Annotated in this window: 10 protein-coding genes; 4 read left to right on the forward strand and 6 right to left on the reverse strand. The window is 66.2% G+C overall.

Features of this window, described 5'->3' with window-relative positions; genetic code table 11:
• Window positions 1-21: 21 nt before the first annotated feature.
• Complete coding sequence (locus AC07X5_RS05760) at window positions 22-954, forward strand: 2-hydroxyacid dehydrogenase (RefSeq protein ID WP_494769349.1); 933 nt, start codon at window positions 22-24, stop codon at window positions 952-954.
• 48 nt (window positions 955-1,002) lie between these two features.
• Here the strand turns inward: AC07X5_RS05760 and AC07X5_RS05765 are convergent, their stop codons facing one another.
• The 6 genes from AC07X5_RS05765 to AC07X5_RS05790 form a co-directional block, all read right to left on the reverse strand.
• Window positions 1,003-2,490 carry a TolC family protein gene (locus AC07X5_RS05765; protein ID WP_494769350.1) on the reverse strand — a complete coding sequence of 496 codons (1,488 nt, stop codon included), beginning with the start codon at window positions 2,488-2,490 and terminating at the stop codon, window positions 1,003-1,005.
• A 44-nt stretch (window positions 2,491-2,534) separates the two neighbouring features.
• Complete coding sequence (locus AC07X5_RS05770; RefSeq protein ID WP_494769351.1) at window positions 2,535-5,708, reverse strand: efflux RND transporter permease subunit; 3,174 nt, start codon at window positions 5,706-5,708, stop codon at window positions 2,535-2,537.
• Between the two features lie 58 nt (window positions 5,709-5,766).
• Window positions 5,767-7,065: an efflux RND transporter periplasmic adaptor subunit gene (locus AC07X5_RS05775; RefSeq protein ID WP_494769352.1), complete on the reverse strand. Its 1,299-nt coding sequence runs from the start codon at window positions 7,063-7,065 to the stop codon at window positions 5,767-5,769.
• 538 nt (window positions 7,066-7,603) lie between these two features.
• On the reverse strand, window positions 7,604-8,641 hold the full coding sequence (locus AC07X5_RS05780; protein ID WP_409957470.1) for a DctP family TRAP transporter solute-binding subunit: 1,038 nt from the start codon (window positions 8,639-8,641) through the stop codon (window positions 7,604-7,606).
• Window positions 8,642-8,709: 68 nt separating this feature from the next.
• Window positions 8,710-10,008, reverse strand: a complete 1,299-nt coding sequence (locus tag AC07X5_RS05785) for a TRAP transporter large permease (RefSeq protein ID WP_494769353.1) — start codon at window positions 10,006-10,008, stop codon at window positions 8,710-8,712.
• Window positions 10,005-10,568: a TRAP transporter small permease gene (locus AC07X5_RS05790; RefSeq protein ID WP_494769354.1), complete on the reverse strand. Its 564-nt coding sequence runs from the start codon at window positions 10,566-10,568 to the stop codon at window positions 10,005-10,007. The genes AC07X5_RS05785 and AC07X5_RS05790 overlap by 4 nt, the downstream gene beginning before the upstream one ends.
• Window positions 10,569-10,793: 225 nt before the next feature.
• Here AC07X5_RS05790 and AC07X5_RS05795 point away from each other — a divergent pair, with 225 nt between their 5' ends.
• From AC07X5_RS05795 to AC07X5_RS05805, 3 genes are all read left to right on the forward strand, one after another.
• Window positions 10,794-11,720 carry a LysR family transcriptional regulator gene (locus tag AC07X5_RS05795; protein ID WP_409957467.1) on the forward strand — a complete coding sequence of 309 codons (927 nt, stop codon included), beginning with the start codon at window positions 10,794-10,796 and terminating at the stop codon, window positions 11,718-11,720.
• A gap of 205 nt (window positions 11,721-11,925) precedes the next feature.
• On the forward strand, window positions 11,926-12,819 hold the full coding sequence (locus AC07X5_RS05800) for an amino acid ABC transporter substrate-binding protein (RefSeq protein WP_409957466.1): 894 nt from the start codon (window positions 11,926-11,928) through the stop codon (window positions 12,817-12,819).
• Between the two features lie 113 nt (window positions 12,820-12,932).
• Window positions 12,933-13,832, forward strand: coding sequence for an amino acid ABC transporter substrate-binding protein (locus tag AC07X5_RS05805; RefSeq protein ID WP_409957465.1), 900 nt, complete (start codon window positions 12,933-12,935; stop codon window positions 13,830-13,832).
• Window positions 13,833-13,847 lie beyond the last annotated feature (15 nt).

Here is a 13,847-nt window from a genome sequence, read left to right on the forward strand (position 1 = left end):
TTTCCCTTTGATTCCACTGCCATGAAACCTGTCCTGCTTGCCCTGTCTTTCCTGTCGGAAGAACACTGCGCCCAATTGTCGGAAACCTTTGATCTGGTGTATGCGCCCGATGCCCCGCAGCACCAGGCCGCCATCGCCGAGCACGGCAGCCGCGTGCGCGTGGTGCTCACCATCGGCTCGGTGGGCCTCACCGCCGCGCAGATCGATGCGCTGCCGGCCCTCACCCTGGTCTGCGCGCTGGGCGCGGGCTACGAGAACATCGCGGTGGCCCATGCCAAGGCGCGCGGCATCGTGGTGGCCAATGGCGCCGGCACCAACGACGACTGCGTGGCCGACCATGCCTTCGGCCTGCTGATCGCCGCCGTGCGCGGCATTCCCAAGCTGGATGCTGCCACCCGTGCAGGCGTGTGGCGCACGTCACTGCCGCTGCCACCGAATGTTTCGCACAAGCGCATCGGCATCGTCGGCCTGGGCACCATCGGCAAGAAGATCGCCCAGCGCGCGCTGGGTTTCGACCTGCAGGTGGGCTACCACAACCGCAGCGAGCGCACGGACGTGCCCTACCGCTACTTCGGCGATGTGAAGTCGCTGGCCGAGTGGGCCGATTTCCTGGTCGTGGCCACGCCCGGCGGCCCGGGCACACAGCACCTGGTCAATGCCCCGGTGCTGGATGCCCTGGGGCCTCGCGGCTATGTGGTCAACATCGCGCGCGGCAGTGTGATCGACACCGCCGCGCTGGCCAGCGCCTTGCGGGCGGGCCGCCTGGCCGGTGCGGGACTGGATGTGTACGAGAGCGAGCCGAAGCCACCGGCCGAATTGCTGGACCTGGACAGCGTGGTGCTCACACCCCACGTGGGCGGTTGGTCGCCCGAAGCCGTGCAGGCCTCGGTGGACCGCTTCGTCGAGAACGCGCGCCGGCACCTGGCGGGTGAGGCGCCTGTATCGCCCGTGTGATGGTCTGGGGGCTCAGCCCCCGCCGGCACTAACCATGTCGCCGGGGGGTCAGCCCCCGCCGAGTACCTTGTACAGCGTGATGCGGTTGGTCTGCTCGGCCAGTTGCAGGCTCAGCAGGGTCTGCTGCGCCGCATACAGCGTGCGCTGCGCGTCCAGCACCGTGAGGTAGTTGTCGGCACCGGCCTTGAAGCGCGCTTCCGACAGGGCATAGACCCGTTCGGTGGCGGCCAGCAGCGAGGTCTGCGCCGTGATGCGGTCCGTCAGCGTGGCGCGCTCGGCCAGGGCGTCGGCGGCCTCGCGGAACGCGGTCTGGATGACCTTTTCGTACTGCGTGAGCGCAATGCGCTGATTGGCCTGGGCCACCTCCAGGTTGGCCTGGTTGCGGCCGCCATCGAAGATCGGCAGGCGGATCTGCGGCACGAAGCTCCACAGCAGGTTGCCGCTGCCGAACAGGCCCGAGAGCTCGGTGCTCGCCGTGCCCACGCTGGCCGTGAGCGAGATGCTGGGAAAGAAGGCGGCGCGCGCAGCGCCGATATTGGCGTAGGTGGCCTGCAGGCTGCGCTCGGCGGCCATCACGTCGGGGCGTGCCAGCAGCACGCTCGAGGGGATCTGTGCCGGCACGGCCAGGAGCTGCAGGGCATTTTCACGCAGCATGGGCGCGGGTGCTGCGGCCTGGGTCACGCGCTCGCTGCGCCGTTCGTCTGGTACCTGGGCAGCGGCTGGCACCGGGGGCACGGGTTGCACCACGGGCAGCAGGGCCGCCGGTACGGGCGAGCCCACCAGCAACTGCAGCGCATTGCGGTCGCGCGCCACCTGGCTGGTGAAGGCGGCGACGTCGGCGCGTGCGCTGTCCACCGTGGTCTGGTTCTGTGCCAGCACCAGGCCCGAGGTGCCGCCCAGGCGGTGCGTGCGCTCTGTCAGGGAATACGAGGCTTCGCGCGAGCGCAGGGTTTCCTTGGCCAGCTCCAGGCGCGCCTGGTCGGCGGCGAGGTTGAGCCAGGCGCTGGTGACCTCGGCCACCAGGCTCAGCTGCACGCTGCGCTGGCTGTCGGTGGTGCGCAGCACCTCCTGCAGTGCGGCCTCGTTGAGGTTGCGCACGCGGCCGAAGAAGTCGAGCTCGTAGCTCGTGATGCCCAGTTGCGCGCTGTACTGCTCGCTGATCTGCGAGCGCCCGGCGGTGGTCAGGTCCGCGGCAGTGCGGGTGCGGTTGCCCTGGGCCGTGCCGTTCACGCTGGGCAGGCGGTCGGCACGGCTCACGCCATACTGTGCCTGGGCGCGCTCGATGGCCAGGGCCGCGGAGCGCAGGTCGCGGTTGTTCTGCAGCGCCAGGGTGATGACCTCGCGCAACTGCCCGGACTGCACCACGGCATCCCAGCCCAGCGGGACGTAGGCGGCTGCGCCAGCGCCCGGCTGGGTGGCGGCATTGTCCAGCGCCGCGGGCACAGGCGCAGCGGGGCGCTCGTAGCTGGGGGCCAGGTTGGTGCAGCCTGCCAGAATCAGCAGGGCGCACAGGGGTGTCAAAAGCGCTTTGGGCATGCGAAAAGGGGCAACCGGGCGCGAAGAGGGCGTGCGGGGCGTCGTCATGCCTGGGCCTCCGCCACCTCGCCCGCAGGCTGGTGCGGGGCCGGCTTCTTGCGCGCGCTGAACCACGAACGCACCAGCAGGAAGAACACGGGTACGAAGAACAGCCCGAGGACGGTGGACGCCACCATGCCGCCCAGCACGCCCGTGCCGATGGCCTGGCGGCCGCCCGCACCCGCGCCCGTGCCGATGGCCAGGGGCAGCACGCCGAAGCCGAAGGCCAGCGAGGTCATGAGGATGGGCCGCAGGCGCATGCGCACGGCCTCCACCGTGGCGTCGTACAGGTTCTTGCCCTGTTCCTGCAGTTGTACCGCGAACTCCACGATCAGGATGGCGTTCTTGGACGCCAGCCCCACGGTAGTGAGCAGCCCCACCTGGAAGTACACGTCGTTGGTCATGCCGCGCGTGTAGGTGGCCAGCAGGGCGCCGATCACGCCCAGCGGCACGGCCAGCATCACCGAGAAGGGCACGCTCCAGCTTTCGTACAGGGCCGCCAGGCACAGGAACACGAAGAGGATGGAGACGGCGTAGAGCAAGGGGGCCTGCGAGCCCGAGCGGCGCTCCTGCAGCGATGCGCCCGTCCACTCCATGCCGATGCCGGGCGGCAGCTTCTTCATGATTTCCTCGATGGCCACCATGGCGTCGCCCGAGCTCGCGCCGGGCGCCGTTTCGGCCTGCATTTCAAGTGCAGGGCTGCCGTTGTAGCGCATGAGTTGCGGCGGGCCATTGGTCCACGACGTGGTGGCAAAGGTCGAGAAGGGCACCATTTCGCCGTTGCGGTTGCGCACGCTCCAGTGGCCGATGTCCTGCGGCAGCATGCGGTAGGGCGCATCGCCCTGCACATACACGCGCTTGACGCGGCCCTGGTGCACGAAGTCGTTCACGTAGGTGCCGCCCATGGCGCTGGAGAGCACGCCGTTGATGTCCGCGGTGGTCAACCCCTGGGCGGCGGCCTTGCGGTCGTCGATGGTGACCTTGAGCTCCGAGGTGTTGTCGAAGTTGGTGGTTCGCACATTGGTCAGGATCGGGTTCTGGCGGGTCAGTTCGATCAGCTGGTCCTTGGCGGCGACGAGAGCTTCCTGCCCCAGCCCGTTGAGGTCCTTGATCATGAAGTTGATGCCCGCGCTCGACCCCAGGCCGCGCACGGCGGGCGGCAGGGTCACGAAGATGCGGGCATCGCGGATCTTGGCAAGGTCCTTGGTGGCCTGGCTCGCGATGATCTCGGCGGACTGGCTGCGCAGCGGACGCTCCGCCCAGGGCTTGAGCCGGATGAACATGTTGCCCGAGTTCTGGTTGCCGTTGTTGCCGGCAATCGAGTTCACGCGCAACACTTCGGGCTTGGCCAGGAAGTAGTCCTTGATCTCATCGAGAACCACACCCAGGCGCTCGTCGGTGGCACCCGAGGGCAGCGTGATGGTCGCCGAGACGAAGCCCTGGTCCTCATTGGGCAAAAAGGACGTGGGCAGCTTCTTGAACAGGAAGGCCACGGCGAGCAGGATCACCAGGTAGATGACCACCATGCGCAGGCTGCGCCTGAGCAGCCCGCCCACGGCGCGCTGGTAGCGGTTGGCCGTGCTGTCGAAGCTGCGGTTGAACCAGGCGAAGAAGCGGTCGCTCAGGCCCAGCAGGCCGCGCCGCGGCGGGCCGTCGTGCGCCGCGTGGTGACCCTTCTCGATGGGCTTGAGCAGGGTTGCGCACAATGCCGGCGTGAGCGTCAGCGCCACGAACACCGACAGCGCCATGGCCGAGACGATGGTGATCGAGAACTGGCGGTAGATCACGCCGGTCGATCCGGTGAAGAACGCCATGGGGATGAACACCGCCGACAGCGTGAGGCCGATGCCCACCAGCGCGGGCGTGATTTCCTTCATCGACTTGCGCGTGGCCTCCTTGGGCGGCAGGCCTTCCTCGCTCATCACGCGCTCCACGTTCTCCACCACCACGATGGCATCGTCCACCAGCAGGCCGATGGCCAGCACCATGGCGAACATGGTCAGCATGTTGATCGAGTAGCCCAGGGCCGAGAGCACGCCGAAGGTGCCCAGCAGCACCACCGGCACGGCAATCGCCGGGATCATCGTCGCGCGGAAGTTCTGCAGGAAGATGAACATCACGATCACCACAAGCAGCATGGCCTCGGCCAGCGTCTTGACCACTTCCTCGATGGAGGCGCGCACAAAGGGCGTGGAGTCGGAGCTGACCACGCCGTTGATGCCGTCCGGGAAGAAGGGCTCGAGCTCCTTCATCTTGCGCGCCACGGCGTCGGCCACGTCCATGGCGTTGGCACCGTCGGCCAGCACGATGCCGATACCGGCGCCCGGTTGCCCGTTCAGGCGCGACTTGACCGTGAGATTGTCCGCCTCCAGCGCCACGCGTGCCACGTCGGCCATTGTCACCACCGAGCCATCGGTGCCGGACTTCAGGACGATGCGCTCGAACTCCTCCACCGTCTGCAGCTTGGTGCGTGCAGTGATCGTGGCGTTGAGCATCTGTCCTGCCGGTGCGGGCTGCTGGCCGAGCTGGCCGGCCGAGACCTGGGCGTTCTGGGCATTGAGCGCGGTGATCAGGTCCGACGGCATGAGCGCGAACTTCTCCATCTTCGCCGGGTCGATCCAGATGCGCATGGCATAGGAGGTGCCGAACACGGTCACGTCGCCCACGCCGTCCAGCCGGGCGATAACGTCCACCACGTTGCTGGAGATGTAGTCACCAATGGCCACCTGGGTCACGGTCGGGTCGGGCGAGGTGAACACATAGGTCACCAGGAAGTCCTGGCCGCCCTTGTTCACGAACACGCCGCGGCTCTTGACGGCCTCGGGCAGGCGGTTCATGGCCGCCTGCAGCTTGTTCTGCACCTGCACCTGGGCCACGTCGATGTTGGCGCCGGGGGCGAAGGTCAGGGTGGTGCGCGAGCGGCCGGCCGAGTCGCTGGTCGATCCCATGTACAGCAGGCTGTCGATGCCCTTGAGCTGCTGCTCTATCACCTGGGTCACCGAGTTGTCGACCGTGCCCGCCGAGGCACCCGTGTAGGTGGTGTTGATGGTCACGCGCGGTGGCGCGATGTCAGGGTACTGCTCCAGCGGCAGCGTGAAGATGGACATCGCACCCGCCAGCATGATGACGATGGACAGCACCCAGGCGAAGACCGGGCGGTTGATGAAGAACTGGGCCATGGATCAGCGTAGGGGTGGTGGGGTCGCAGGTCGGGCGGGGCGGTGCGCGCATCGCGCCTCAGGAACTGGCTGCGGCCGAAGAGGCCGTGGCCGCCGCGGGTGCGGTCTTGTCGCGTGGCTTGACCACCGTGGGCTTGACCGTCTGGCCCACGCGGGCTTTCTGGAAGCCGTCCACCATCACCTTTTCCCCGGCCTTGACGCCCGAGATCACCAGCCAGCGGTTGCCCACGGCCTGGCCGAGTTCCACCGGGCGCTTGGTGAGCTTGTTGTCCTCGCCCACCACCTGCACGCTGGGCTCGCCGGCGGGGTTGCGGATCACGGCCTCCTGGGGCAGGAGCAGCGCCTGCGGTGCGACGCTGGTGGCCAGCTGGGAGCGCACGTACATGCCGGGCATCAGGAAGTGATCAGGGTTGGGGAAGGTCGCCCGCAGGGTGATCGCACCCGACGTCGGGTTCACGGCGGTGCCGGTGAACTGCAAGGTGCCTTCCTTTTCGTAGGTGGACCCGTCTTCCAGAATGAGCTTCACCTTGGCCTGGTTGGAATCCACGCGCGTGAACTTGCCCTCTTGCCACTGTCTGCGCAACTGCAGCAGGTCCGAGCTGGATTGCGTGATGTCCACCTGGATCGGGTCGAGCTGCTGGATGGTGGCCAGTGCCGTGGCCTGGTTCGCCGTGACCAGGGCACCGGCGGTGACGCTCGACAGCCCGATGCGCCCGGAAATGGGCGCCAGGATGCGCGTGTAGCGCATATTGATGCGCGCCGCATCCAGCGCGGCCTGCGCCACGCCCACGTCGGCCTGGGTCTGCTGTACTGCCGCCTGGCTTTCGTCGAAGACCTGGCGGCTGATGGCGTCGATTTCCACCAGCTCGGCGTTGCGCTTGGCATTGACCTGGGCGGTCCGGGCCGTGGCCTGAGCCTTGGCGAGCGCGGCCTGCGCGCTGGCCTGGGCGGCCTCGTAGGTGGCCGGGTCCACCTGGTACAGCGGCTGGCCGGCCTTGACCAGTGCGCCCTCGGTGAACAGCCGCTTCTGGATGATGCCGTTGATCTGCGGGCGGATATCGGCGTTCTGGAACGCCGCCGTGCGGCCCGGCAGCTCCGTGCTCAGCGTCTGGCTTTCGGTGGCCAGCACCACCACGCCCACCGTCGGCTCGCCCGCGGGCTTGCCGCCCGCACCGGCCTGGGGGGGCTGGTCCTTGCCGGAGCAGGCCACCAGGCCGCCGATGCACAGGACCGCCAGGCAGGTTCGCACCCATGCCGGGCTCGGCCGGGGCAGGGGGCGGGCAGGGCGGGCGAAGGAGGCGGCCGGCGTCAGCGAGCCCGTGGCAGCCGGACGGACGGCATTCAGAAGGAACGGCATGGGAGACGGTGAGTCAGAGTTGGAGGCATTGTGGGGCGCATATGTGAACGCTCGATAAAGTTGGCAAAACCGGAGCCTGCTGGCGGGACTTTGTCAGGCGGACGCACATTCCCTGCACCGCAGCGGCGCTTGCAAGCATCGGGCCAGCACCCCTTGCCCACGAAAAAGGCGCACCCTTGTCACGGGGAGCGCCTCGGATTGTGCGGCAGCGGGTCCACGCGCTGGCCGCCCTGACAACCTGCTTATGATCTCGCAGGGGATCGCGTTGGGGCGCAATCGGGATGGGTGGATGCTTCGGATGTGCCGCATGGGCCCATGCCCATGCAAGCAGCCGGGGCGTCCAATCGCCCGATTTCGGCCCAACCCTTCGGGCAGTGGCCTTGGCGGGCGGTCTGCGGCGTTGCGGCGCTTGTTGATAGCCGAGATATCAACTGCGCACCGCGCCTTGCACCCCGCCCGCCAAGTCCGCTGCGCGACCCCTGGGAGAGCGCAAACAGAGTCTTATCGGTTGCCAGCATGTGCTTATGCGCTGATTTGCTTATTGCTTGCGCGCGGCAATCGCCTTTTCGGCCTGGTTCACCAGGTCGGCACCGATCTGGCCCTTCCACTTCTCGAACACAGGGCGCGTGGCCTTCACAAACGCTTCGCGCTCGGCGGGGGACAGTTGGGTCACGGTCACGCCATTGGCGGCGATGTCCTTGAGCAGGGGCTTGTCGGCCTCGACCATGCCTTTGCGCGCGATGGCGATCTCTTCCTTGCCGGCGTCGATGGCGGCCTGCTTGACGATCTCGCGGTCGGCCGGCGTCCAGGAGTTCCAGATGTCCTTGTTGACCACGAAGATCAGCGGGTCATTGATATAGCCCCACATGGTCACGTGCTTCTGCGCCACGGTGTGCAGCTTGGCCGCCATGTAGACGGCAATCGGGTTCTCCTGGCCGTCCACGGCACCGCTGGCCATGGCGGGCTGGGCGTCGGCCCAGCTCATCTGAGTGGGGTTGGCACCCAAGGCAGTGAAGGTGTCAAGGAACAGGGGCGAGCCCACCACGCGGATCTTCAGGCCCTTCAAGTCCTCGGGCGTCTTGATGGCCTTCTTGGAGTTGGAGATCTCGCGGTAGCCGTTCTCGCCCCAGGCGAGCGGCACCACGCCGGCCTTGTCCAGCGTGGCAAAGATGCTCTTGCCCACCTCGCCCTGGGTCAGAGCGTCCACGGCGGCATAGTCGGGCATCAGGAAGGGCAGGGAGAACAGGTTGAGCTGCTTGACCTGGGGCGACCAGTTGATGGTGGAGCCCACGGCCATGTCGATCACGCCCTGGCGCAGCGCCGAGAACTCGCGTGTCTGGTCGCCCTGGATCAATGAGACGCCGGGGTAGAGCTTGATGTTGATGCGGCCCTGCGTGCGCTCGCGCACCTTGTTGGCCCACAGCTCGCCGCCCTTGCCCCAGGGGAAGGCGGTGCCCAGCACCAGGGACATGCGGTATTCGCTCTTGTAGGCGGTCTGGGCGAGTGCGTCCGGGGCGGTGAAGGCCAGTGCCGCGGCGGCGGCCACGGCGGACGTGAGGAAGGTGCGCAGTTTCATGTTGTCAGTCTCCTGGGATCAATTTTGGCGTTTCAAAGACAAATCGGTGTAGTGGTTGTTACTACCCATCAGTAACCGAGGCGTGCCGGCAGCCACAGCGCCAGCGGCGGGAAGGCGATCACCAGCACCATCACGAGGAACATGGCGAACAGCATCCAGCCGACCCAGCGCACGGTCGATTCCATGCGCACGCCGGCAATGCGGCACGAGACCATGAGGTTCACGGCCAGCGGCGGGGTGAACTGGCCCAGCGCCACCTTGAGCGTCAGGATCACGCCGAACCAGACCGGGTCCCACTGGTAGTGCTGCATGATGGGCAGGAGCAGCGGCACGAAGATCAGGAAGATGGAGATGCCGTCGAGGAACATGCCCACGGTGATCAGCAGCACGATCAGCAGGGCCAGCACGCCGTATTCGCCCAGGCCCGAGTTCACGATGGCCTTGGCCACCGGGTCGATCACGCCCAGGGTGGACAGCGAATAGGCAAAGATGCCCGCGAGCGACACCACGATCAGGATCACGGCCGAGAGCTCGCCCGATTCGCGCAGGATGGGGAACAGATCGCGCACCTTGATCGTGCGGTGAATCACCATGCCAACGAACAGGCCGTAGAACACGGCCACCACGGCCGCCTCGGTGGGGGTGAACCAGCCGGCGCGCATGCCGCCCAGGATCAGCACCGGTGCGGCCAGGCCCCACAGGGCTTCACGCAGGCTCTTCCAGAACGGCGGGCGCAGCATGGTGGATTCGAGCGCGCCCATCTTGTGCCTGCGGGCCATCCACACGGCAGGCACGATCAGCGCAATGCCGGCCAGGATGCCGGGGATCATGCCGGCAGCGAACAGCGCCGGCACCGAGGCCCCGGGCACCAGCACCGAGTAGATGATGAAGGCCACCGAGGGCGGGATTAGGATGTCGGTGGCTGCAGCCGCGCCCACCACGCTGGCCGAGAACGAGGGCGGGTAGCCCGCGCGCGACATGGCCGCGATCATCACGCCGCCCACGGCCGCGGCGTTGGCCGGGCCCGAGCCCGAGATGCCGCCCAGGAACATGGCCACGGCAATCGCCACCAGCGGCAGCATGCCCGGGCCGCGCCCGACAATGGCCACGGCGAAGTTCACCAGCCGCAGCGCCACGCCCGAGCGGTCGAAGATGGAGCCGACCAGCACGAACATCGGAATCGCCAGCAGCGGGTACTTGCCCAGTCCGGCATAGAAGTTCTGCGGCACGGCCAGGAGGCCGAACCACTGGCTGTCGGCATTGGCCAGCGCGATGGCGGCAGCGCCAGCCAAGCCGAGGGCGGCGCCGATGGGCACGCCCACGAACATCAGGCCCAGAAAGGCCACGAACAGCAGCGTGGCAATCATCGCTGGGCATCCTTGGCGGTGTTGTCCGCCTGGGCCGGTTCACGGCTGCGGCGCAACAGCAGGCCGACGGCCCGGGCGGCGATCAGCGCCGAGATGATGGGCAGCCAGATGGAATACCACCATTGCGGCACGCCGATGCCGGGCGAGGTTTCGCCAAAGCGGTAGTCGTCCCAGACCACGCGCACGCTGAGCACGGTGATGAGTCCGAACAGCAAGGCCACGGCCATGGCACCCAGTTGCGCCAGGCGCTTGCGGCGGGCGGCCGAGCCGCCTTCGGCGTAGTACTCGATGCGGATGTGCCGGTCGCGCGACACGGCGGCCGAACCTGCCACCAGCGCCAGCACGATCATCAGGAAGACGGAGATCTCCTCCGTCCAGGCGAAGGAGGAACTGGTGAAATAGCGCACCAGCACGTTGGCGAAGGTGATCAGGGCCAGAGCTGCCATCACGATGACGGTGAGCCAGTCCTCGATGCGCAGGGAGCGGGGTTCGTCGGAGTCAGGGGCGGCGACGGGCACGGAGGCGTCGGTCACCGGCCCTTGGGGAGGGGTGGAGGACATCGGAGCGGCGGTACAGGAGAACAAACGGGACGGGTCCGGTCGCTCTGCCCGCCGGTGTTGTGCACCCGGGGCCGTGACGCGGCAGCGCGCTTTGGACGCAGCTTTCCCTATTATGCGGTGCGTTGCTATGTGTGCACACCAATGGTGCGCTATGGATAAACCCTTGTACAGGCTTTCCATGAGGCGGCGGGCGTGCTGCAGGGGCCGCGCCGATAATGCTTTCCTATGGAAACCAAATGGCTTGAGGATTTCGTCAGTCTTGCGGAAACGCGCAGCTTCAGCCGGTCTGCCCAGTTGCGGCATGTGACGCAGCCTGCCTTCTCGCGGCGCATCCAGGCGCTGGAGGCCTGGGCCGGCACCGATCTGGTGGATCGCAGCTCCTATCCCACGCGCCTGACCCCGGCCGGCAAGACCCTGTACGACCAGGCGCTGGAGATGCTGCAATCGCTGCAGAACACCCGGGCCATGTTGCGTGCGCACACCAGTGCGGGCAAGGACATGATCGAGTTCGCGGTGCCGCACACCCTGGCGTTCACTTTTTTCCCGGCCTGGGTGTCGAGCCTGCACGACAAGTTCGGTCCCTTCAAGAGCCGATTGATCGCCCTGAACGTGCACGATGCCGTGATGCGCCTGGTGGAGGGTGGCTGCGACCTGCTCATCGCCTACCACCACCCCTCGCAGCCTTTCCAGCTCGACGCTGATCGCTATGAGATGGTGAGCCTGGGCCAGGAAGTGCTGTCACCGTACTCCAAGGCCGACGCCGATGGCCAGCCCCTGTTCCGGCTGCCGGGCCGCGTGGGCCAGCCCCTGCCCTACCTGGGTTACGCGCCCGGCGCCTACCTGGGGCGGGTGACGGAGCTGATCCTCAAGGAGTCGGGCACACCCATCCACCTGGACCGGGTGTACGAGACCGACATGGCCGAGGGTCTCAAGGCCATGGCGCTCGAAGGGCATGGAGTCGCCTTCCTCCCCCACAGCGCGGTCAAGAAGGAGTTGCGCACGCGCAGGCTGGTCAGTGCCGCTCCTTCGGATGCGGAAGGCCTGCAGCTGACCATGGACGTGCGGGCCTACCGCGAAAAGCCTTCGGGCAAGGAAGCGCCCAAGGGCACGGCCCAGGCGCTGTGGACCTACTTGCAGGCGCAGGCCGCATGAGTCTCAGGGTTTTTCATGCCTAGGGTAAATACGGATATAAACAGTTTGCATAGTTGTCCGCGCAAACGGCATTGGAGTTTTATGGTAACGACACGTACAGTCGGCCCCATTGCTGGATCAGCGATAGCGATGTAGTCTCTTCTTGGGCCCGAGGTGGCACGAAGATTGCAATTCTGATTCCACTTCCTATTTATCGAGACACCGCATGAAAGTTCTGCATTGGGGATTGGCATGGGGCTTTGCGGCCCTGTGCTGCGCATCCGCGGCGTCCGCACAAGGGGTGCTCGAGCGCGTCAGCGGCGGTGGCAAGCTGGTAATTGCGCACCGTGAGTCTTCGGTGCCGTTTTCCTACATCGACACCCAGAGCGGCAAGCCGGTCGGTTATGCCGTGGACCTGTGCCTGCGCCTGGCCGAGGTGGTCAGGAAGAAGACCGGCAAGAAGGACATGCAGGTCGAGTTCCTGGCCGTCACGCCGGCCAACCGCATTGCCGTGATCGAGCAGGGCAAGGCCGACATGGAATGCGGTTCCACCACCAACAATGCCGAGCGGCGCCAGAAGGTGGCCTTCACGGTGCCGCATTTCATCACCGGCGCCCGCCTGCTCGTGAAATCGGGCAGCACCATCGACAAGGTGGAAGACCTCAACGGCAAAAAGCTGGTGTCCACCAAGGGCACGACGCCGCTCAAGGCGGCCGACCAGGCCAATCGCGAGCGCCTGATGGGCATCACCATCCTGGAGGCGCCCGACCATGCCAAGGCCGTGGAGATGGTGGAGAAGGGCGAGGCCGATGCCTTCGTGATGGACGACGTGCTGCTGTACGGGCTGGCCGCGGGCCGGCCGGACCCCAAGGCGCTCAAGGTGGTGGGCCGGTTCATGACCACCGAGCCGCTGGCCATCATGCTGCCCAAGAACGATCCCGAATTCAAGAAGCTGGTGGACGAGGAGATGCGCCGCCTCATCAACAGCCGGGATATCTATCCCATTTATGAGAAGTGGTTCGCCAAACCGATTCCCCCCAGCAACACGGTTCTGAACCTCCCGGTCAGTTACCTGTTGCGGGACTTCTGGAAATACCCTACCGACCAGGTCCCGTTCTGACTAATATCGCTGGTTGCGTGGTTCCCTTTTTGGTTTTTTGCCCGCCCGTACATCCGGCCGGGTAAATCTCTAAAATCCCCCCCTTTTTTCGCTTCACACACAAGGAGATCCCAATGAAGAAGCATTTGCTCGCGGTTGCCGTGACCGCTCTGGCTGCAGGCAGCGCATTCGCCCAAGCCAACGACACCCTGGCCAAAATCAAGGCCTCGGGCAGCGTGACGCTGGGTGTTCGGGAGTCTTCGGGTCTGTCCTATACAGTGGGCAATGGCAAGTACGTCGGTTTCCACACCGAAATGGGTGAAATCATCCTGGCCGACATCCAGAAGCAACTGGGCCTGGCCAAGCTGGAAACCAAGTACCAGCCCGTGACCTCGCAAAACCGCATCCCCCTGGTGACCAACGGTACGGTGGACCTGGAGTGCGGCTCCACCACCAACAACGCCGCACGCCAGAAGGACGTGGCCTTTGCCGTGACCACCTACGTGGAAGAAGTGCGCACCGTGGTGAAGGCCAACTCCGGCATCACCTCCATCAAGGACCTGAACGGCAAGACCGTGGCCACGACCACGGGCACCACCTCGGTGCAGACCCTGCGCAAGCACGAGCGCGCTGGCGGCATCGACTTCAAGGAAGTCTTCGGCAAGGACCACGCCGACAGCTTCCTGATGCTGGAAACCGGCCGTGCCGACGCCTTCGTGATGGATGGCTCGATCCTGGCTGCCAACATCTCCAAGTCCAAGAGCCCTGCCGACTACAAGATCGTCGGCGAAGTGCTGTCGGTGGAGCCTATCGCCTGCATGCTGCGCAAGGATGACCCAGCCTTCAAGAAGGCCGTGGACGACAGCATCAAGCGCCAGATCGCCGATGGTTCGCTGGCCAAGCTGTACGACAAGTGGTTCATGCAGCCCGTGCCTCCAACCAACACCAAGATCGGCCTGCCCATGTCCGACGCCACCAAGGCTGCCTGGGCTGCTCCGAACGACAAGCCGATGGAAGACTACGCCAAGAAGTAATCTTCGGGATGCTTG

This window comes from Acidovorax sp. GW458-11-26-14-TSB4 (genome assembly GCF_059423865.1).

What these genes read in the sequence shown, in the direction of transcription:
- AC07X5_RS05760 (WP_494769349.1), top strand. Translation starts at nt 22, where the DNA reads ATGAAACCTGTCCTGCTTGCCCTGTCTTTCCTGTCGGAAGAACACTGC.
- AC07X5_RS05765 (WP_494769350.1), bottom strand. Translation starts at nt 2,490, where the DNA reads ATGCCCAAAGCGCTTTTGACACCCCTGTGCGCCCTGCTGATTCTGGCA.
- AC07X5_RS05770 (WP_494769351.1), bottom strand. Translation starts at nt 5,708, where the DNA reads ATGGCCCAGTTCTTCATCAACCGCCCGGTCTTCGCCTGGGTGCTGTCC.
- AC07X5_RS05775 (WP_494769352.1), bottom strand. Translation starts at nt 7,065, where the DNA reads ATGCCGTTCCTTCTGAATGCCGTCCGTCCGGCTGCCACGGGCTCGCTG.
- AC07X5_RS05780 (WP_409957470.1), bottom strand. Translation starts at nt 8,641, where the DNA reads ATGAAACTGCGCACCTTCCTCACGTCCGCCGTGGCCGCCGCCGCGGCA.
- AC07X5_RS05785 (WP_494769353.1), bottom strand. Translation starts at nt 10,008, where the DNA reads ATGATTGCCACGCTGCTGTTCGTGGCCTTTCTGGGCCTGATGTTCGTG.
- AC07X5_RS05790 (WP_494769354.1), bottom strand. Translation starts at nt 10,568, where the DNA reads ATGTCCTCCACCCCTCCCCAAGGGCCGGTGACCGACGCCTCCGTGCCC.
- AC07X5_RS05795 (WP_409957467.1), top strand. Translation starts at nt 10,794, where the DNA reads ATGGAAACCAAATGGCTTGAGGATTTCGTCAGTCTTGCGGAAACGCGC.
- AC07X5_RS05800 (WP_409957466.1), top strand. Translation starts at nt 11,926, where the DNA reads ATGAAAGTTCTGCATTGGGGATTGGCATGGGGCTTTGCGGCCCTGTGC.
- AC07X5_RS05805 (WP_409957465.1), top strand. Translation starts at nt 12,933, where the DNA reads ATGAAGAAGCATTTGCTCGCGGTTGCCGTGACCGCTCTGGCTGCAGGC.